20 protein-coding genes are annotated in these 17,992 nt (G+C 71.7%); 8 read left to right on the plus strand and 12 right to left on the minus strand.

The genetic code is table 11. The features are described 5' to 3' along the window. Positions 1 to 23 precede the first annotated feature (23 nt). Positions 24 to 878: a dTDP-4-dehydrorhamnose reductase gene (rfbD, locus tag EFL26_RS11080; RefSeq protein ID WP_123222958.1), complete on the plus strand. Its 855-nt coding sequence runs from the start codon at positions 24 to 26 to the stop codon at positions 876 to 878. Here the strand turns inward: rfbD and rfbA are convergent. From rfbA to EFL26_RS11100, 4 genes are all read right to left on the minus strand, one after another. Further along, complete coding sequence (gene rfbA, locus EFL26_RS11085; RefSeq protein ID WP_123222959.1) at positions 852 to 1,736, minus strand: glucose-1-phosphate thymidylyltransferase RfbA; 885 nt, start codon at positions 1,734 to 1,736, stop codon at positions 852 to 854. The genes rfbD and rfbA overlap by 27 nt on opposite strands. A gap of 5 nt (positions 1,737 to 1,741) precedes the next feature. Next, positions 1,742 to 2,359, minus strand: a complete 618-nt coding sequence (locus EFL26_RS11090; RefSeq protein WP_123222960.1) for a Maf family protein — start codon at positions 2,357 to 2,359, stop codon at positions 1,742 to 1,744. A gap of 7 nt (positions 2,360 to 2,366) precedes the next feature. Then, positions 2,367 to 2,585 (minus strand): acyl-CoA carboxylase subunit epsilon, encoded by a 219-nt coding sequence (locus EFL26_RS11095; RefSeq protein WP_123222961.1) that lies wholly within the window; start codon positions 2,583 to 2,585, stop codon positions 2,367 to 2,369. A gap of 78 nt (positions 2,586 to 2,663) precedes the next feature. After that, a complete protein-coding gene (locus EFL26_RS11100; RefSeq protein WP_123222962.1) occupies positions 2,664 to 4,283 on the minus strand; it encodes an acyl-CoA carboxylase subunit beta in 1,620 nt (539 codons plus the stop codon). A gap of 71 nt (positions 4,284 to 4,354) precedes the next feature. On the opposite strand from EFL26_RS11100, the gene EFL26_RS11105 reads away from it, so the two are divergent. Genes EFL26_RS11105 through EFL26_RS11115 form a run of 3 tightly spaced genes read left to right on the plus strand, consistent with a single transcriptional unit; the run spans position 4,355 to position 6,668 of the window. Next, a complete protein-coding gene (locus EFL26_RS11105; RefSeq protein WP_123222963.1) occupies positions 4,355 to 5,137 on the plus strand; it encodes a biotin--[acetyl-CoA-carboxylase] ligase in 783 nt (260 codons plus the stop codon). A 12-nt stretch (positions 5,138 to 5,149) separates the two neighbouring features. Beyond that, positions 5,150 to 5,665 (plus strand): PH domain-containing protein, encoded by a 516-nt coding sequence (locus tag EFL26_RS11110; protein ID WP_123222964.1) that lies wholly within the window; start codon positions 5,150 to 5,152, stop codon positions 5,663 to 5,665. Beyond that, entirely contained in the window at positions 5,652 to 6,668 is a 1,017-nt protein-coding gene (locus EFL26_RS11115; RefSeq protein WP_123222965.1) for an adenylate/guanylate cyclase domain-containing protein, read from the plus strand. The genes EFL26_RS11110 and EFL26_RS11115 overlap by 14 nt, the downstream gene beginning before the upstream one ends. 24 nt (positions 6,669 to 6,692) lie before the next feature. Here the strand turns inward: EFL26_RS11115 and EFL26_RS11120 are convergent, their stop codons facing one another. Further along, entirely contained in the window at positions 6,693 to 7,259 is a 567-nt protein-coding gene (locus tag EFL26_RS11120) for a mismatch-specific DNA-glycosylase (RefSeq protein WP_221176929.1), read from the minus strand. Between the two features lie 37 nt (positions 7,260 to 7,296). On the opposite strand from EFL26_RS11120, the gene EFL26_RS11125 reads away from it, so the two are divergent. Both EFL26_RS11125 and purE read left to right on the plus strand, forming a co-directional pair. Further along, positions 7,297 to 8,448, plus strand: a complete 1,152-nt coding sequence (locus tag EFL26_RS11125; RefSeq protein WP_123222966.1) for a 5-(carboxyamino)imidazole ribonucleotide synthase — start codon at positions 7,297 to 7,299, stop codon at positions 8,446 to 8,448. Beyond that, positions 8,445 to 9,002, plus strand: a complete 558-nt coding sequence (purE, locus tag EFL26_RS11130; RefSeq protein WP_221176930.1) for a 5-(carboxyamino)imidazole ribonucleotide mutase — start codon at positions 8,445 to 8,447, stop codon at positions 9,000 to 9,002. The genes EFL26_RS11125 and purE overlap by 4 nt, the downstream gene beginning before the upstream one ends. Before the next feature lie 4 nt (positions 9,003 to 9,006). Here the strand turns inward: purE and EFL26_RS11135 are convergent, their stop codons facing one another. Further along, on the minus strand, positions 9,007 to 9,252 hold the full coding sequence (locus EFL26_RS11135) for a hypothetical protein (protein ID WP_123222967.1): 246 nt from the start codon (positions 9,250 to 9,252) through the stop codon (positions 9,007 to 9,009). 167 nt (positions 9,253 to 9,419) lie between these two features. Between EFL26_RS11135 and EFL26_RS11140 the strand changes: the two genes are divergently transcribed. Continuing rightward, entirely contained in the window at positions 9,420 to 10,346 is a 927-nt protein-coding gene (locus tag EFL26_RS11140) for a class I fructose-bisphosphate aldolase (protein ID WP_123222968.1), read from the plus strand. On the opposite strand, the gene arfB is transcribed toward EFL26_RS11140, so the two are convergent. Then, positions 10,343 to 10,813 carry an alternative ribosome rescue aminoacyl-tRNA hydrolase ArfB gene (arfB, locus tag EFL26_RS11145; RefSeq protein ID WP_123222969.1) on the minus strand — a complete coding sequence of 157 codons (471 nt, stop codon included), beginning with the start codon at positions 10,811 to 10,813 and terminating at the stop codon, positions 10,343 to 10,345. The genes EFL26_RS11140 and arfB overlap by 4 nt on opposite strands. Then, a complete protein-coding gene (locus EFL26_RS11150; protein WP_221176931.1) occupies positions 10,810 to 11,247 on the minus strand; it encodes a CoA-binding protein in 438 nt (145 codons plus the stop codon). Before EFL26_RS11150 ends, arfB begins: the two co-directional genes overlap by 4 nt. Positions 11,248 to 11,364: 117 nt before the next feature. Here EFL26_RS11150 and EFL26_RS11155 point away from each other — a divergent pair, with 117 nt between their 5' ends. Continuing rightward, positions 11,365 to 12,537 (plus strand): acyl-CoA dehydrogenase family protein, encoded by a 1,173-nt coding sequence (locus EFL26_RS11155; RefSeq protein ID WP_183408147.1) that lies wholly within the window; start codon positions 11,365 to 11,367, stop codon positions 12,535 to 12,537. A gap of 16 nt (positions 12,538 to 12,553) precedes the next feature. On the opposite strand, the gene EFL26_RS11160 is transcribed toward EFL26_RS11155, so the two are convergent. The 4 genes from EFL26_RS11160 to EFL26_RS11175 all read right to left on the minus strand — a co-directional run. Beyond that, positions 12,554 to 13,090, minus strand: coding sequence for a GAF domain-containing protein (locus EFL26_RS11160; protein ID WP_123222970.1), 537 nt, complete (start codon positions 13,088 to 13,090; stop codon positions 12,554 to 12,556). A 31-nt stretch (positions 13,091 to 13,121) separates the two neighbouring features. Further along, positions 13,122 to 14,192 carry an Acg family FMN-binding oxidoreductase gene (locus EFL26_RS11165; protein ID WP_123222971.1) on the minus strand — a complete coding sequence of 357 codons (1,071 nt, stop codon included), beginning with the start codon at positions 14,190 to 14,192 and terminating at the stop codon, positions 13,122 to 13,124. Between the two features lie 274 nt (positions 14,193 to 14,466). After that, positions 14,467 to 16,905, minus strand: coding sequence for a CHAT domain-containing protein (locus tag EFL26_RS11170; RefSeq protein WP_123222972.1), 2,439 nt, complete (start codon positions 16,903 to 16,905; stop codon positions 14,467 to 14,469). A 7-nt stretch (positions 16,906 to 16,912) separates the two neighbouring features. Further along, positions 16,913 to 17,992 (minus strand): S8 family peptidase (locus EFL26_RS11175; RefSeq protein WP_123222973.1); only part of this gene is annotated, 1,080 nt, incomplete at its 5' end.

A 17,992-nucleotide genomic window follows, 5' to 3' on the forward strand; every position in this document is an offset into this window, starting at 1 on the left:
GCCCGACCGCTAGCCTTGCGCGCATGCGATGGCTGGTCACGGGCGCGAAGGGCATGCTGGGCACGGACGCGGTCGCGTTGTTCGCCGACCACGGGCACGACGTCGTCGGCGTCGACCTCGGCGACCTCGAGCTCACCGACGGCGACGCGGTGAAGGCGGCGCTGGCCGACGTCGACGTGGTCCTCAACTGCGCGGCCTGGACGGCCGTCGACGACGCGGAGACGCAGGAGGAGGCGGCCCTGCTGGTCAACGGCACCATCCCCGGTGTGCTCGCCGAGGCCGCGGCCGCGACCGGCACGCGGCTCGTGCACATCAGCACCGACTACGTCTTCGCCGGTGACGCGACCTCGCCGTACGCCGAGGACGCCCCGACGGCGCCGCGCTCGGCGTACGGGCGCACGAAGGAGGCCGGCGAGCGCGCGGTGCGCAGCGCGCTGCCCGACGACCACCTGATCGTCCGCACGGCCTGGCTGTACGGGGCCCACGGCGCGTGCTTCCCGAAGACCATCGCGCGGGTGGCCGGCGAGCGCGGCAGCATCTCGGTGGTCGACGACCAGGTCGGGCAGCCGACCTGGACCCGCGACGTCGCCGACCTCGTCCTGCGCCTGGCCGGGGCCGGCGCCCCGGCGGGCACCTACCACGCCACCTCGAGCGGTGAGACCAGCTGGTTCGGCTTCGCCCAGCGCGTCGTCGAGGCGGCCGGGCTCGACCCCGCGATCGTCGAGCCGACGGACTCCGCGGCGTTCACGCGGCCCGCGCCGCGTCCGGCGTACTCCGTGCTCGGGCACGACGCGCTGGAGCCCCTCGGGATCGCCCCGATCGGGGACTGGGAGGAGCGCTGGGCGCAGGCGTCAGGAGAGGTACTCGGTCTTTCCTGAGGCCAGCAGGTCGAGCAGGTAGGTGCCGTAGCCGGACTTGACCAGGCCCTCGGCCCGTTCGCGCAGCTCGTCGTCGCTCAGGAACCCCTGCCGCCACGCGACCTCCTCGGGCGACCCGATCTTGAGGCCCTGGCGCTTCTCGACGGTGCGGATGAAGTTGCCCGCGTCGAGCAGCGAGTCGAACGTGCCGGTGTCGAGCCAGGCGGTGCCGCGCTCGAGCACCTCGACCCGCAGCCGGCCCTGGTCGAGGTAGGCCTGGTTGAGGTCGGTGATCTCGTACTCGCCGCGCGCCGAAGGCTTGAGCTCGCGGGCCAGCTCGATCACGTCGTTGTCGTAGAAGTACAGGCCGGGCACGGCGTAGTGGCTGCGCGGGTCGGCCGGCTTCTCCTCCAGCGAGATCGCGGTGCCGGACTGGTCGAACTCCACGACGCCGTACGCCTGCGGGTCGGCGACCCAGTAGGCGAAGACCCGGGCGCCCTCGATGTCGCTGAGCCGGCCCAGGGTGCGGCCGAACCCGTGGCCGTAGAAGATGTTGTCGCCAAGGACCAGCGCCGACGGCTGGTCGCCGATGAAGTCCGCGCCGATCGTGAACGCCTGGGCGAGCCCGTCGGGGGAGGGCTGCTGGGCGTAGCTGATCGAGATGCCGAACGCGCTGCCGTCGCCGAGCAGCCGCTCGAAGCCCTCGGCCTCGTGCGGCGTCGTGATCACCAGCACGTCGCGGATGCCGGCCAGCATCAGCGTCGACAGCGGGTAGTAGATCATCGGCTTGTCGTAGACCGGCACCAGCTGCTTGCTGATGCCCATGGTGATCGGGTGCAGTCGCGAGCCGGTGCCTCCGGCCAGGATGATTCCTCGCATGAGCGTCAGTCTGCCGCAGCCGGCGCGGTGGCCCAGAACTCGTGCCAGACGAAGCCCAGCTCGTCGAACATCAGCCGCAGCAGCGGCACGCTGATCCCGACGACGTTGTGGGGGTCGCCGCTGACGCCCGAGACGTACGCCGACCCGAGCCCGTCGATGGTGAACGCCCCGGCGACCTGGAGCGGCTCGCCGGAGGCGACGTAGGCCTCGATCTCCTCGTCGCTGAGCATGGCGAACCGGACCTGGGTGGCGGCGCTGCGGCCCAGCCAGACCTCCCGGTGCGTGTCGATCACGCAGTGCCCGGTGTGCAGGACACCGGACCGGCCGCGCATCCGCTGCCAGCGTGCGATCGCGTCGGCCTCGTCGACGGGCTTCCCGAGCATCTCACCGTCGAGCTCGAGCACGGAGTCGCAGCCGATCACGAGCGCCCGGGGCAGGGTCGCCGCGACGGCGACGGCCTTGAGCTGCGCGAGCTTGAGCGCGAGCTCGGCGACGTTGTCGGCCTCGACGTCGTCCTCGTCGACACCGCTGACGATCACCTCGGGCCGCAGCCCGGCGGCCTGCAGGGTCTTGAGCCTCGCCGGTGAGGCGGAGGCGAGCACGAGGCGTGTCGGCGGGGGCACGGGCGTCCTAGCGCGGGAGCGCGCTGGCGCGCCAGGCGCCCGGACCGGGTCGGAGCGCCGCGCGGGTGCGGCGCTGGCGCGCCGCCCAGAGGGAGCGGGGCTTGGGCGGGGGCGGGGTCGTCTGGAGAGAGGACAGCACTGCGACGATCGCGGCGATCTCCTCGGGGGTGGCGTCTGGGTTGATGATCTCCAGCTTGGGTGCCGGGATCGCCGACCGGTCAGTCATGCGCTCCTCCGCTTCGCTCCTCCGCGCATGGCGGACCGCTCGGCTCCATCCCCCTGCTCGGGGGGGCTCCGGCCCCCGTCACAGGGGGATGTTCCCGTGCTTCTTGGGCGGCAGCGTCTCGCGCTTGGTGGCCAGCAGCCGCAGCGCCCGGACGACCTCCACCCGCGTCTCGCGCGGAGGGATCACCGCGTCGATGTAGCCGCGCTCCGCGGCGACGTACGGGTTGGCGAGGGTGTCCTCGTACTCCTGGATCAGCTCGGCACGGCGGGCCTCGACGTCGCCGCCCTCCTTCTCCACCGCCTTGAGCGTCTTGCGGTGCACGATGTTGGCCGCGCCCTGGGCTCCCATCACGGCGATCTGCGCGGTCGGCCAGGCCAGGTTGATGTCGGCCCCGAGGTGCTTGGACCCCATGACGTCGTAGGCGCCGCCGTACGCCTTGCGGGTGATCACCGTGACCAGCGGGACGGTCGCCTCGGCGTAGGCGTAGATCAGCTTCGCGCCGCGCCGGATGATGCCGTTCCACTCCTGGTCGGTGCCGGGCAGGAAGCCGGGGACGTCGACGAAGGTGAGCACCGGGATGTTGAACGAGTCGCAGGTGCGCACGAAGCGGGCGGCCTTCTCCGAGGCGTCGATGTCCAGCGTGCCGGCGAACTGCATCGGCTGGTTGGCCACGACGCCGACGGACCTACCCTCCACGCGGCCGAAGCCGATGATGATGTTCGGCGCGAACAGCGGCATCACCTCGAGGAACTCCTGGTCGTCCAGGACCGCCTCGATCACCGTGTGCATGTCGTAGGGCTGGTTCGGGGAGTCCGGGATCAGCGTGTCCAGCGCCGTGTCGAGGTCGCCAACCTCGAGATCGGCGACCTCGTCGAAGGTCGGCGGGTCGTCGAGGTTGTTCTGCGGCAGGTAGGACAGCAGCGCCTTGACGTAGTCCAGCGCGTCGTCCTCGTCGGCGCCCATGTAGTGGGCGTTGCCCGACTTGGTGTTGTGCGTGCGCGCGCCGCCGAGCTCCTCCATGCTGACGTCCTCGCCGGTGACCGTCTTGATCACGTCGGGACCGGTGATGAACATGTTGGAGGTGCCGTCGACCATGATCGTGAAGTCGGTGACCGCGGGGGAGTAGACGTGGCCGCCGGCGCAGGAGCCCATGATCAGGCTGATCTGCGGGATCACGCCCGAGGCGTGCACGTTGCGGCGGAAGATCTCGCCGTACAGGCCGAGGCTGACCACGCCCTCCTGGATGCGAGCGCCGGCACCCTCGTTGATGCCGATGATCGGGCACCCGGTCTTCATCGCGAGGTCCATCACCTTGGTGATCTTCTCGCCGTAGACCTCACCGAGGGAGCCGCCGAAGATCGTGAAGTCCTGCGAGAACACGCACGCCTGGCGGCCCTCGATGGTGCCGTAGCCGGTGATCACGCCGTCGCCGTACGGACGGTTCTTCTGCAGGCCGAACGCCGTCGACCGGTGCCGGGCCAGCTCGTCCAGCTCGACGAACGAGCCCTCGTCGAACAGCTTCTCGATGCGCTCGCGCGCCGTCATCTTGCCCTTGGCGTGCTGCTTCTCGACCGCCTTGTCCGAAGCGGCGTGCACCGCCTCGTCGACGCGACGCTCGAGGTCCTCGAGCTTGCCGGCGGTCGTGTGGATGTCGATGTCGGTCGGGACGTCTGTGCCCTCGCCGGGTTGTGCGCTCACGCTGTCGACTCCTGCTCGGTGCTGGGTCCGGGGACTGGCTCCTGCGTTGTTCCTGCGTCAATCTAGTGCCTGTGCCGGACACCGAATCCTCGTGGTCACCTCTCGAACCCGATCAGCTGTCCGCAGCAGCCGGGCCCGCCTGGACCGTGACCCTGCTGCCCACGGCCGAGTCGACCAACGCCGCGGCCCCGCCCGTCGCCGGGTCGATCCTGGTCGCCGACCACCAGACCGCCGGCCGGGGCCGGCTCGACCGGCGCTGGGAGACGCCCCCGGGCACGGCGCTGACCTTCTCGGCGGTGGTCGACCCGGAGCTGGCCGACCAGGACTGGCCGCTGCTGCCGCTGGCCACGGCCCTCGCCGTCGCCGAAGGCGTACGCCGGGCCGCCGACGTCGACCCGCGGCTGAAGTGGCCCAACGACCTGCTCCTCCCCGGTGATCCCGACGACGGCAAGCTGGCCGGCATCCTGCTGGAGCGGGTCGCCAACCCCGAGGACTCCGACCGTCCGCTCGCCGTGATCGGGATCGGGATCAACGTCGGCATGACCCGTGAGCAGCTGCCCGTGCCGACCGCGACGTCGCTGGCCATCGCGGGCGCGCACGTGGACCGCACCCAGGTCTTCCACGAGGTGGTCGCCGCCCTCACGCGCGTGCTGGACCGGCTCTCCGACGACCCGGCCTCGGTGCTCGAGCAGTACCGCGGCGCCTGCACCACGCTCGGTCGGCACGTCGAGGTGCACCTCCCGGACGGCACCGTCCTCACCGGTCTGGCCGAGGACGTCGACCGGCACGGCCGACTCGTCGTCGACGGCAAGCCGGTCGGCGCCGGAGACGTCGTCCACGTGCGTCCGACGTGACATGATCCACACGTGGCGATCAATCCCAAGCTGCTGAACGAGGGCGAGAGCGTCGTCTGGTCGACCCGGACGCACGTGAAGGCGCTCTTCGTCCCTGCTCTCGTGCTGATCCTCGCCGCCGGCATCGGCGGCTACCTCTCCAGCCTCCCCGAGAGCCACCAGAACGTCTGGCTGACCATCATCTGGGTGATCGCCGGGCTGGTGGTCCTCGTCTACGCCGTGTGGCCGTTCCTGAAGTGGTGGACCACGACCTACACCGTCACCAACCGCCGGCTGACGACCCACAGCGGCGTGCTCAACCGCACCGGTCACGACATCCCGCTCGCCCGGATCAGCGACGTCTCCTACGAGAAGGACCTCCTCGACCGGGTCTTCGGCTGCGGCACGCTGGTGATCTCCGACGCCAGCGAGCAGGGCCGGGTCGCGCTCCAGGACATCCCGCGCGTGGAGCAGCTCCAGCTGAAGCTCTCCGACCTGCTCTTCCACGGCAGCCAGCCCACGAGCTCGGCCACCGATGACGGGACCTGACCCGACCGAGGTTCCCGAGCCGGGTGGCCCGACCGGAGCCGACCTCGAGCGCGCCATCCTCGGGGAGACGCCGACGCTGAGCGGCAGCGACATCGCCGCGGCGGCCGGCGTGTCCCTGGCGGACGCCCGCCGGCTGTGGCGGGCCCTCGGGTTCCCCGACGCGGCGAACCAGAACGCGTTCACCACCGCCGACCGCGACGCCCTCATCCTGGTCGCCGAGGCGGTCGCGGAGACCGGCATCGACTTCGAGACCATGCTCCGCCTGACCCGCGCGGTCGGGCAGACCGTCGCGAGGCTCGCCGACTGGGAGGTCGCCACGATCTCGTCGGCCGTCGACGAGTTCGCCGCCCGCGACGGCGCCTCCGCGGACATGATGAAGGCGACCGTGCGCCTGGTCGAGGAGCTGAGCGCCCGCTTCGACCGGCTGCTGGTGTACTCCTGGCGCCGGCACCTCGCGGCGGCGATCGGCCGGATCGAGGCGTTCGCGGCGACCGACGACGAGACGGTCACGGAGGCGACCGTCGGGTTCGCCGACCTGGTCGCGTTCACGGCGCTGAGCAACGAGCTCGGCGAGGACGAGCTCGGCGACCTGGTGGAGATCTTCGAGACCCGGTGCTCCGACGTGATCGCCGACCACAACGGTCGCGTGATCAAGACGCTCGGCGACTCGGTGCTGTTCCTCGAGCTGGACCCCGTCCAGGCGATCGACATCGCGCTCGACATCATCGCGGTCGTCGGGCGCGACGAGCGGCTGCCCGACGTACGCCTCGGGCTGGCGACGGGCCCGGTGGTGCTGCGCATGGGCGACGTGTACGGACCCCCGGTCAACCTGGCGGCGCGCTTCACCGCGGTCGCCCGCCGCAACCGGGTGATCATCGACGAGCGCACGGCCGAGCTGCTCCCGGTGGTCGACTTCGAGACCCGCAAGCTGCCGGCCCGCCCCCTGCGCGGCTTCGGCGACGTGGAGCCGGTCACGGTCCGCCGCACGCGCCCTCGTCACTGAGGTTTCGGCAGGCTCAACCACCGGCTAGACCACTCCGGCCGCCTCCGCCGCCGCCCGGTACGCCGTCGCGAGCGTCGCCACGGTGTCGTGGGCGTTGAGACCGGACGGGTTCGGCACCACCCAGAGCTCGGAGTGCCCGAGCGGGTCCGGCTGCCGGCCGACCGTGGCCTTCCGTGCACCGAACGCCGCCCGGTACGCCGTGATCCCGGCAACAGCGACCACGGCGGGACGCCACGCCTCGACGCGCTCGACCAGCCGCGCGCCACCGTCGCGCAGCTCGGCGGTCGACAGCTCGTCCGCACGCGCGCTGGCCCGCGCGACCAGGTTCGTGATCCCCAGCCCCCGCCCCACGAAGTACGCGCGGTCCGCGTCGGTCATGCCGGCGGCCGGGTCGATCGGCCGCTCGATGATCCCGGCGGCGAGCAGGGCGGGGTAGAACCGGTTCGCCGGGTGCGCGAAGTGGGTCTGCACCGCGGCGGTCCAGAGACCGGGGTTGATGCCGACGAAGAGCAGCCGCACACCGTCGCCGACGAGGTCGGGCACGACCGCGCCACGGAAGGCGTCGAGCTCGGCACGGGTGAAGCGGGGCACGGAGGACAGCGTAGGGATCGCCGGATAGGGTCCACCCGTGCCACTCGCGCCCACCGTCGCCGTGATCGGGGGCGGCCAGCTCGCCCGGATGATGGCCGAGCCCGCTGCCGCCCTGGGCATCCCGCTGCGGCTCCTCGCCGAGGCTCCCGGTGTCTCGGCCGCGCAGGTCATCGCCGACCACGAGGTCGGCGACTACACCGACCTCACCACGCTGCGGCTGGTGACCGACGGCTGCGCCGCGGTGACGTTCGACCATGAGCACGTGCCGACCGAGCACCTGCACGCCCTCGAGGCCGACGGCATCGCCGTGCGCCCCGGGCCCGAGGCGCTGGTACACGCCCAGGACAAGGGCGTGATGCGTGCGGCCCTCGCCGACCTCGGCATTCCGTGCCCGCGCAACGCCATCGTCGAGACCCCGGCCGAGGTCGACGACTTCGGCTACCCGTGCGTGCTCAAGACCACGCGCGGCGGGTACGACGGCAAGGGCGTCTGGTTCGTGACCTCCGAGGAGGACGCGGTCGACGTCTTCGCGCAGACCGCCGACACCGGCGTGCGCATCCTGGCCGAGGAGCTCGTGGACTTCCGTCGCGAGCTGTCCGCACTGGTGGCGCGCTCGCCCTCCGGGCAGGTCGCGGCTTGGCCGGTGGTGGCCTCCGAGCAGCGCGACGGCATCTGCCGCGAGGTGATCGCCCCCGCTCCGGACCTCGACCCCGACCTCGCCGTCCAGGCGCAGCAGATCGCGATGACCGTCGCGGGCGAGCTCGGCGTGGTCGGCGTGCTCGCCGTCGAGCTCTTCGAGACCACCGACGGCCGCGTGCTGGTCAACGAGCTCGCGATGCGCCCGCACAACACCGGGCACTGGACGCAGGACGGGTCGGTCACCTCCCAGTTCGAGAACCACCTGCGTGCCGTGCTCGACCTGCCGCTCGGTGCGCCGGACGCCCGCGCGCCGTGGACGGTGATGGTGAACATCCTGGCGGGGGAGGGCGCCGGGCGCCTGTACGACGGCTACCCGCACGCGCTCGCCCGTGACCCGCGGATCCGGGTGCACCTCTACGGCAAGGGCCTGCGTCCGGGCCGCAAGGTGGGGCACGTCAACGCGTACGGCGACGACCTCGACGACTGCCTCGAGCGGGCCCGTCATGCGGCAGCATGGTTCGCGGGCGAACTGGGAGATGAGAGCGAATGACGGACCCGATGGTCGAGCCTGCCGAAACCCCTGCCGACACCCGGCCGCGTGTCGGCATCGTGATGGGCTCTGACTCCGACTGGCCGGTGATGAAGGCCGCCGCGGAGGCACTCGAGGAGTTCGACATCGCCTTCGAGGCCGACGTCGTCTCGGCGCACCGGATGCCCGAGGAGATGATCGGCTACGGCAAGGAGGCCGCCGGCCGCGGTCTTCAGGTGATCATCGCCGGAGCCGGGGGAGCGGCGCACCTGCCGGGCATGCTGGCCTCGGTGACGCCGCTGCCGGTGATCGGCGTACCGGTGCCGCTGAAGTACCTCGACGGGATGGACTCCCTGCTCTCGATCGTGCAGATGCCGGCCGGCGTGCCGGTGGCGGCCGTCGCCGTCGGCAACGCCCGCAACGCCGGCCTGCTCGCGGTCCGCATCCTCGCCGCGACCGACCCCGGGCTGCAGGACAGGATGACGGCCTTCCAGGCGGCCTTGCGCGACACCGCCCACGAGAAGGGCAAGGCCGTCCGCGAGCAGGCCGCCGGACCCCGGAAGCTCGGGTTCTGAGGGCTCAGACCTGGTCGGTGGCGGCGAGGCGGTCCGTGTCCGCCATGTAGCTCAGCGCGTCGGTGAGGCTCTGCAGCGAGCGCATGGCGGCCAGTGCGAACGGCGACTCCCCGGTCGTGTCGTGCAGCGAGGCGGGCACCACGCCGAGACCGGAGACGTCGTGCGTCCCGTCGGCGAGCTCCGCCCGCGCGGTCACGTCGGAGCCGTCGTCGGCCAGCGTGATCGACACGTGCCAGGTCTGGGTGTTCATCAGTGTGTCCCCCTCGAGACGTCAGTCGTGCAACCCATCCAAGGAAACCGTGCCGGCACGGCGGTCTGCAGAGCCGAACGGCAGCGATCCGGAGGACCTATGGGACTACGAGCGTGGGACCGATGGACGGAGTGTTGAGGTGGTGGAGCGATACCAGGGAGGTCATCATGAGCACCCGCGTCGACGAGATCCTGTCGTGGTACCCGACGGCGGACCCACGCACGATCGGCAACCTGCGCCGCATGCTGGTGCACGGGCGCACCGGCGGCACCGGGAAGCTCGTGGTGCTGCCCGTGGACCAGGGCTTCGAGCACGGACCCGGGCGCAGCTTCGCGGCCAACCCGGCCGGCTACGACCCGCGGTACCACGCTCAGCTCGCGGTCGACGCCGGGTGCAGTGCGCACGCGCTGCCCCTGGGCGCGTGCGAGCTGGTCGCGCCCCGGTACGCCGCCGAGCTGCCCCTGATCCTCAAGTGCAACAGCTCCGACTCGCTGTACGTCGGCACGGATCCGGAGCCGGCGGTGACCGCGAGCGTCGAGGACGCCGTCCGGCTCGGCTGTGTCGCGGTGGGCTTCACGATCTACCCGGGCTCGTCAGGACGGAACCGGATGTACGAGCAGCTCCGCTCGCTCGCCCGGGACGCGGACGCCGCCGGGCTGGTGCTCGTGGTGTGGTCCTACCCGCGCGGGAGCGGCATCTCCAAGGACGGCCAGACCGCCGTGGACGTGGTGGCGTACGCCGCCCACCTGGCCGCCCAGCTCGGAGCGCACGTGATCAAGGTGAAGCCGCCGACCGAGCACATCGAGAGCGACCAGGCCCGGGCGGCGCTCGACAAGGCCGGCGTACCCCTCGGCACGCTCGCTGACCGGGTGCGTCACGTCGTGCAGTCCGCGTTCGACGGGCACCGGGTCGTGATCTTCTCCGGTGGTGCGGCGAAGGAGACCGCCGCAGTGCTGGAGGAGAACCGGCAGACCGCGCTCGGCGGCGGCTTCGGCACGATCATGGGCCGCAACTCGTTCCAGCGCCCGCACGACGAGGCCGTGCAGCTGCTCCACGACGTGATGGACATCCACGTCGGCACGTCGCCGAGCTAGCTGTCGCGCACCCGGCCCCGCAGCGCCTTGAGCTGACCGCGGCGCACCTTGCTGTCGACCCGGCGCCGCTTCGCGCCGCGGCTCGGCTTGGTGGGCACCCGGGTGGCGGGCGGCGGGGCCAGGGCCTCGCGCACGCGGTCGGCGAGCCGCGTCCGTGCCGCGACCCGGTTGCGGTGCTGGGATCGGTGCTCGGACGCCGTGACCACCACGAGCGGTCCCAACCGGTCGAGGGCGCGGCTGCGCTGCTGGTCGCTGAACGCCACCGACGACGCGACGTCGAAGCGGAGCTCCACCTTGCTGTCGGTGGTGTTGACCGACTGGCCGCCCGGTCCGGAGGACCGGGAGAACTGCTCGACCAGCTCGTGGGCGGGGATCACGAGTCCTCGCGGCAGGCCCGGACCGGAGGTGACGTGCAGGTCGCCGCCGGGCTCACCGTGCCGTGCGGTCCGCTCGACGGGTCGACTCATGCGGCGCGCTTGCGCCACTCGATGAGGGGACAGGTGTCCATCACCATCGGGACGCCGGCCTCCCAGGTGCGGGCAAAGGCGTCCTCGTCGACGACACCGAGCTGGAACCACACGCCCTTCGCGCCGATCGCCACCGCCTCGTCCGCGAACGGGCCGGCCGCCTCGGAGCGGCGGAACACGTCGACCACATCGACCGGGAACGGCACCTCGGAGAGGCTCCGGTAGCCCTGCTGGCCGAGCACGGTCGGAGCGCCGGGCTCGTCGAAGACCGGGTGGATCGGCACGATCCGCTTGCCGGCCCGCTGCAGCGCCGCCGCGATCTGGTACGCCGTACGGCTCGGGTCTCCGGACAGCCCCACGATCGCCCACGTCTGGAGGTCGTCGAGCATCGTGTCCACGACCGCGCGGTCCTGCCAGCTTCTCGAGATGTCCATGTCCTTGCCCGTACCCATGACGGGTCAACGGACACCGCGCAGGAGCCATTCCCGGGAGACGTATCTCACGGCCCGAAGCCGGTTAGGGGGCGTTCACTCGATCGTAGGATCACCGGCATGGCCGACGAGTACCCGCTGTACGCCCTGTCCGAGGAGCACCGCGAGATCCGCAAGGTCGTGCGCGAGCTGGCCGAGGAGAAGATCGCCCCGTTCGCGACCGAGGTCGACGAGGAGGCTCGCTACCCGCAGGAGGCAGCGGACGCCCTGCTGGCGGCCGACTTCCACGCCCCGCACGTGCCTGAGCAGTACGGCGGCGCCGGTGCCGACGCGCTCGCCACCGTGATCGTGATCGAGGAGATCGCGCGTGTGTGCGTGTCGTCCAGCCTGATCCCCGCGGTGAACAAGCTCGGCTCGCTGCCCGTGCAGATCGCCGGGTCGGAAGAGCTCAAGGCGACGTACCTGACCAAGCTCGCGAAGGGCGAGGGCGGCTTCTCCTACTGCCTCTCCGAGCCCGAGGCGGGCTCCGACGCGGGCGGCATGTCCACCCGCGCGGTCCGCGACGGTGACCACTGGGTCCTCAACGGCGTGAAGCGCTGGATCACCAACGCGGGCGAGTCGGAGTACTACACCGTGATCGCGGTGAGCGACCCCGAGCTGCGCACCCGCGGGATGTCGGCGTTCGTGGTGGAGAAGTCCGACGCGGGCGTCTCCTTCGGTGCGAAGGAGAAGAAGCTCGGCATCAAGGGCAGTCCGACGCGCGAGGTGTACTTCGACAACGTGCGGATCCCCGCCGACCGGATGATCGGCGCGGAGGGCACCGGCTTCGAGACGGCGATGCGCACGCTGGACCACACTCGCGTGACGATCGCCGCCCAGGCCGTGGGCGTCGCCCAGGGTGCCCTGGACTACGCGCTGTCCTACGCCCTGGAGCGCAAGCAGTTCGGCAAGCCGATCGCGGACTTCCAGGGCCTGCAGTTCATGCTCGCCGACATGGGCATGAAGGTCGAGGCGGCCCGGCAGATGACGTACGCCGCCGCCGGCCGCTCCGAGCGCGGCGACTCCGACCTGACCTTCTTCGGCGCGGCGGCGAAGTGCTTCGCCTCCGACGTGGCGATGGAGGTCACCACGAACGCGGTGCAGGTGCTCGGTGGCTACGGCTACACCCGTGACTACCCGGTCGAGCGGATGATGCGCGACGCCAAGATCACCCAGATCTACGAGGGCACCAACCAGGTGCAGCGGATCGTGATGGCGCGCCAGCTGCTCGCCGGGATCCAGTCCGAGCTCTGAGTCGACCGCTGAGCGGTCAGGCGGGCGCGGCGCTGCTGGTGGCGGCCTCGGCGTGCCCGAACCGCGGAGCCCAGGGTGCGTCGTCGAGGCCGATCCGGTTGATCGCCCGGCCGGTCGCCGCTGCCAGCGCCTCCAGGGCAGCGACCTCGTCGGCCGTCGGCGTGCGCGGCGTCGTCCAGTAGGCGCCGATCGCAGCCACGGGCTCCGGCGTGCCGGCCGGGGCCATCGCCAGGCTGCGCACGAACGTCGGGCGGTATGCCTCGAGCGGGATGCGCGAGTCGTCCTCGATCTCCGGCACCACGGCCGTGGTGCCGTGGAGCATCGCCCAGCCGCTGATGCACGAGGTCATCGGGAACCGCTGGCCCTTCCACAGCGGCGCGATCGCGTCCTCGTCGGCGTAGAAGCACTGGTCGACGTCGCGCAGCACGAACGTGGCGCCCATCGCGCCGGTGAGCCCGCGCGCGGCCGTGCGGACGATGCGGCCGACCTCGCTCAGGTCGTCGGCCTGCTCCAGTGCCTCGAGGATCCGCGGGGGGACGGGGTTCTCCTCCACGCCTCCATGGTCGCAAACGGAAGGCATCCGGTCACGCTGGTCTGGACAACCCACGAAGCAGCTCGTCGACGGGGCGGCGAGGCGAGCGCGGCAGGTCACCGCGGCCGATCTCCTGCCAGCCGACCCGGGCCAGGATCTGCGGCACGCGCGACGGCGCCGGGAGCAGGCGCTCGAGGGCGAGGCGGGTGCGTTCGACCTCGACGGCCTGGCTCAGCGGCACGACCGACAGGCCGTGGCCGGTCGCCAGCAGCCAGAGTGCGCTCAGCGACGCCCCCGCGTGGAGCCAGGAGAGCGGGCCGTCGTCCGGGGTGCTCACGACGAGCAGACCGTCCGTCCCGCGCACCACGCTCTCGGTGGTGTCGGCGATCAGGCTGGAGTCGAAGCGGGTCGGGCGCTCTCCGCGGGCCCCGTCGAACCGTGGCACGGTGGCGGACGGTACGCCGTCGGCGACGTCGTGGTCGATCCAGGCCTCGGTCTCGTCCGAGATCCGCGGGTCGCCCTGCTGGCGTCGCCGGGCCTCCTCGAGCAGGTCCTCGATCTCCACCCGCAGTGCGCGGTCGGTGACGGCCAGGACGGACGCGCCCCACCTCCGCCCCTCCTCGGCCAGGTGGGCGACGCTCTCGTCGGGGACGGGCCAGGACGTGAACCGGCGGCGATCGGTGTGCCGCTGACCGAGCATGGTGAGCCGCGCCAGGGCCTCGACGCTCGGGTGGTGGGGCACCAGGTCGATGCGGGCCATCAGGTCGGAGTCGGCGCCCTTCGGCAGGTACTCGATCTGGGCGCGCGCCCCGACCGCCTCGGCCGCGACCGCGGTGTGGTGCAGGGCGGCGCCGCAGCTGATCACGAGGTTGCGGCCGAGCGGGTCGGAGACCGGGAGGCCGCGCTCGCGGTCGGCCCACAGCTCGAGCGACGTACCGCTCACCTGCCACCACCACGGCTGGGTGTTGTGCACGCTCGGCGCGAGCCGGGCGAGCTCGACGATCCGCCGGAACTGCGCGGGTCCGAGCTCGCGTGCGGGTCGCAGGCCGGTCGCGGCCGCCTGGCCGTCGGCGATCGTGTCCCCGATCGCGCCCTCGGTCGTCCGGTCGATGTCGCTGTTCATGTCGCATCCCTCCCGTCAGGATGCGCCCAGAATCGACGACCGGCGTCCTGCGGGACAGGGCCGTTGGTCCCCAAAGAGGGCCCGCGAGAGCGAGCAGGTTGGCCCGCCCCCCGAGACGGGCCAACCAGCTCTTGGTCCCCCAGAACTGCAGTTCCGAGTGCCAAGAGCCGAGATGCTCGCGCCTGATACGTCGCGGGCGACATTTCTTCAGACGCAGACGGGCGGCGTCCGGTTGCGTCTCGGCGGGACTTTTCTTCAGTGGTGGACGCGCTGGTCACCAACCCGCGCCGAAGCAGAGGAACGGTACGACGCCGTCGGACTCCGCGACGACCTCGGCCAGCGCGTCGGCCGGCGCCGAGCCGGCAGCCACGAGGCGATGCCAGTGCGCGAGCGCCTCGCAGGCCACGTCGTCGGCGACGAGCGCGGGGGAGGACAGCACCGTGCGGGCGCCTGCGTGCAGCCACGCCGCGGTCATGCCGACCGACTCCTCACCGCGGAGCACGGAGACCTGGCCGAGCTCGCACGCCGACAGCACCACGACCGACGGCGTCTGCGACAGCAGGTCGATGTCGTGGCCGAACCACGGGCCGTCGGCCAGCTCGACCGCGGAGAACAGGGGGTGGTCACCGGCGTGCACGCCGTGCCCGGCGAGGTGGAGGACGTCGACGCGGGCAGCGACCTCGGCGACCTTCGCGGAGTTCGCGTCGTCGCCGTTGAGCACGTCGGTCGAGGGCCACTCGGCTGCGGCCCGATCGACCTCCTCGCAGGCCCGCTCGACCCGCGGGCCGGCGACGAGCCCGATCCGCTCGAGGGTCGGCTCCCCCCTCTCGCGCAGCTCGAGCCAGCGGGTGGCCGACGTCGGGACCGTGAGCGGGCGCCCCTTCAGGCCCGGCAGCAGCGTCCAGGGCGTGCCGGCGAGCAGGGCAGAGGGGGTGAGCACGAGCCGTCGGTCGCCGACGAGGTCGAGCAGGGGAGTGACCAGCTCGTCCGCCACGGCGGCCAGGTCCTCGTCGAGTGACGCGCGCACGGTCTCGCCGAACGACCCACCTGGGTTGTGCGCCGCGAAGTCCAGGTCGGCGGCGATCCGGTCGAGCTGGTCGCGCACGAGAGTGGCGCCGTCGAGCGGCACGACGTGCGCCTGGTCGCCGGTCACCACGAGAGCCGTCACGGCATCGCCGACCACGACGTGGGCGACCAGCGCTGCGTGGTCCTTCTCCAGCCGGACCTGCAGGACGTCCAGGGTGGCCGGCTCACCGACCGAGCCCTGCGCGGCGTACCAGCTCTTCGAGCGGATCCGTTCCCGCAGCGCGCGTGCCTTCGCCGTCTCGCCGGGGTCGAGCAGCCGCAGCGCGGTGAGGTCGGAGGCGAGCTGCGGGTCCGGCGGGGGTCGCAGGGTCGTCACCTTGGACGCCAGCGCACGCGCGCGCTCGGACCACTCGAAGACCACCTCGGGCCGGCCGTCCTCCAGGGCCGCCCGGAGCCCCAGCCGGGCCAGGTGCTGGCCGTGCCCGACGCTGGAGGACTGCAGGTCCAGCGACCCGAAGGTGGCTTGCCAGGAGTGCAGTTCCTGAAGCCCCTGTCGGGCTTCGTCTCGCGTCTCCTGGTTGTCTCCACGGGCGGCTGCGAGCTCGGCCTGGATCTCGCGCGCGAGGAGCTGGGTGGTGATCGGTGAGTCAGCGGTGACCCGGATGCGAGCCAGCCGCTCGGTCGCGTCCTGCAGCTGCCCACGACGGACCAGCACGCGAGCGGCGTGGAGCGCGAGTCGCTCGGCCTCGAGTCGGTGCCCGCCCTGGCGCAACGCACTGACGAGCTCGTCTGCGGTTGCCAGAAGCGCCGCGGATCGCGAGCCCCCTTCGATCGTGGCGATCAGGGCGATCGCGTCAGCGCGAAGCGCCCAGGGCTCACTGCCGTGCTTGCGGAACCGGCGAGCCGCGCTCCGCGCCACCGTCCGTGCACGGCGCGGGTCCTCTGCGAGCAGCGTGCGGGCGAGCACGAACTCGCACTCTGCTTGGTAGCGGCGCACTCTCTCGCTTCCATAGGCCGCAGCCGCATCCTCGAGGGCATCGATCGCCTCGCGAGTCCGGCCGGACGCGACGAGAACCTCTGCGCGGTCCTGCTGGACGATGGCCCGGCTCACCGGCGAGAGACGGGCAAGCACCTCGCTGGCTGCGTCCATGTTCTGGATCGCTGCGACCAGGTCATTTCGGAGAAGGTGGCTGTACCCCAGGTTGAAGACGGCCTTGGCGCGGACCTCCAAGTCGTCAGTCAGGTCGAAGTTGGCGACAGCGGCCTCGAAGTCCCCCGCCGCCGAATTGGGATCACCCTGCTGCAGGTGAAGCATCCCCCGATTGACGAAGACTCGGCCCAGGTGCAAGGGATGGCCCTGGAGCGTGGTGAGCGCCGCCTCGAAGTTGTGCATGGCAGCGGAGCCGTCGGCGTTGTGCATGTGCAGCATGCCGAGCTGGGATCGGGCGAGGCCGACGGTGACAGGCAAGGCGTCGGGTCGGGCAAGGACCCGCTCACACATCGCGACCGCTTCTGCGGAGCCTCGGGTCTCGGCGACGGCCCGGGACGCCGTGATGTCGATCCGGTCGAGGAGGTCACGGTCGGAGGTGAGGCGACGGGCGCGGTCGGCGAGGGCGAGCGTGAGGGGATAGTCGTTCGCGTTGGCGGCCGCAATTGCCTGCAGGTGAAGCGTCGAGGCATCGTCCACGCGCCCATTAGACCCCCGGCGGTGCCTCGATGTCCGTTCCCGCTGCGATCGAGCTCCACATTCGCTTGACCGCAGTTGCGGACTCGTCGTCGTCGGGATCGATGACGTCGAGGTGGGCGGCCAGCCAGCCGGCGAAGAGCGGCGCGGAGAACGACGTGCCGCTCCAGAGCGCGAAACCGCTGGTGAAGTCGTCGGGATCGATCGATTGGCGAACTCGTCCCTCCACGACCGTCTGTGACATCGGCTGGTAGCCACCCTGGAAGGGCGGCGAGGTGCTGAGCAGCGCCGCGCCGGGCGTCCGCGCCCGAACCCACTCGCCGGCATTGCTGAACAGCGCATCGCTGCCGTTCGGGTTGAGTGCTCCCACGCTGACGATCGGGACGACCCCGGGCTCTGCCTGGACGCGGCCCGCGCCGTTCTTCCAGGGCGCCAGCGCCGCCGGGTAGGCAGGCCGCATCGTGGAGTCGTTGCCGGCCGAGCAGATGACCGCCACGCCGTGCTCACCCAGCCGCCGGAGCGGTTCGTAGATCCGGGCGTCGAACAGCTCGTCGTCCGGCGTCTCGTGGTAGTAGCTGAACGAGAGGCTGAGGACGTCGATCGGGTGCCCGCCCGCGCGGCCTTCACGGTGCCGGCAGGCGAGCTCGGCGATGTCGCTCAGGGCGTCGATGATGTCGCTCTCGAGGATGGGCCCGGCCGAAGGAGTGATCCGCCAGGACAGGATGTCGGCGTCCGGGCAGGCCTGGTGGATGAGCCCGGCGATGAAGGTGCCGTGTCCGGCGTACGTGTCGATGGCGCCGTCGAGCGGGCCCGACTGGTCGGGATGCTCCTCGGCATCGGTCATCGGGTCCGTGTGGCCGATCGGGTGTCCGTCGAGGGTCACGGTCTCGTCGACCGCCTCGGTGAGCCATGGATGGGACGCGCACCCGCTGTCGAGGATGGCGACGACCGGACGGCGACCCGGCACGGTCTCGCTACGACGCGGAGCAGGCCCGATGTACGCGACCGGCTGGCGCCCGCCGGTGCCCGGCGCACCGTAGGAGGCAACCGCCGGGCTGAACGGGTTGCCGGTGCTGAACGGGTTGCCGGT

The organism is Nocardioides pocheonensis, from assembly GCF_003725535.1.
GTDB classification, from domain to species: Bacteria; Actinomycetota; Actinomycetes; order Propionibacteriales; family Nocardioidaceae; genus Marmoricola; species Marmoricola pocheonensis.

Bases quoted from the DNA above. Each gene is read 5' to 3' on its own strand.
- EFL26_RS11155 (WP_183408147.1), top strand. From the start codon at position 11,365: ATGGCCGACGAGTACCCGCTGTACGCCCTGTCCGAGGAGCACCGCGAG.
- EFL26_RS11115 (WP_123222965.1), top strand. From the start codon at position 5,652: ATGACGGGACCTGACCCGACCGAGGTTCCCGAGCCGGGTGGCCCGACC.
- EFL26_RS11165 (WP_123222971.1), bottom strand. From the start codon at position 14,192: ATGAACAGCGACATCGACCGGACGACCGAGGGCGCGATCGGGGACACG.
- EFL26_RS11150 (WP_221176931.1), bottom strand. From the start codon at position 11,247: ATGGACATCTCGAGAAGCTGGCAGGACCGCGCGGTCGTGGACACGATG.
- EFL26_RS11095 (WP_123222961.1), bottom strand. From the start codon at position 2,585: ATGACTGACCGGTCGGCGATCCCGGCACCCAAGCTGGAGATCATCAAC.
- rfbA (WP_123222959.1), bottom strand. From the start codon at position 1,736: ATGCGAGGAATCATCCTGGCCGGAGGCACCGGCTCGCGACTGCACCCG.
- purE (WP_221176930.1), top strand. From the start codon at position 8,445: ATGACGGACCCGATGGTCGAGCCTGCCGAAACCCCTGCCGACACCCGG.
- arfB (WP_123222969.1), bottom strand. From the start codon at position 10,813: ATGAGTCGACCCGTCGAGCGGACCGCACGGCACGGTGAGCCCGGCGGC.
- EFL26_RS11135 (WP_123222967.1), bottom strand. From the start codon at position 9,252: ATGAACACCCAGACCTGGCACGTGTCGATCACGCTGGCCGACGACGGC.
- rfbD (WP_123222958.1), top strand. From the start codon at position 24: ATGCGATGGCTGGTCACGGGCGCGAAGGGCATGCTGGGCACGGACGCG.
- EFL26_RS11140 (WP_123222968.1), top strand. From the start codon at position 9,420: ATGAGCACCCGCGTCGACGAGATCCTGTCGTGGTACCCGACGGCGGAC.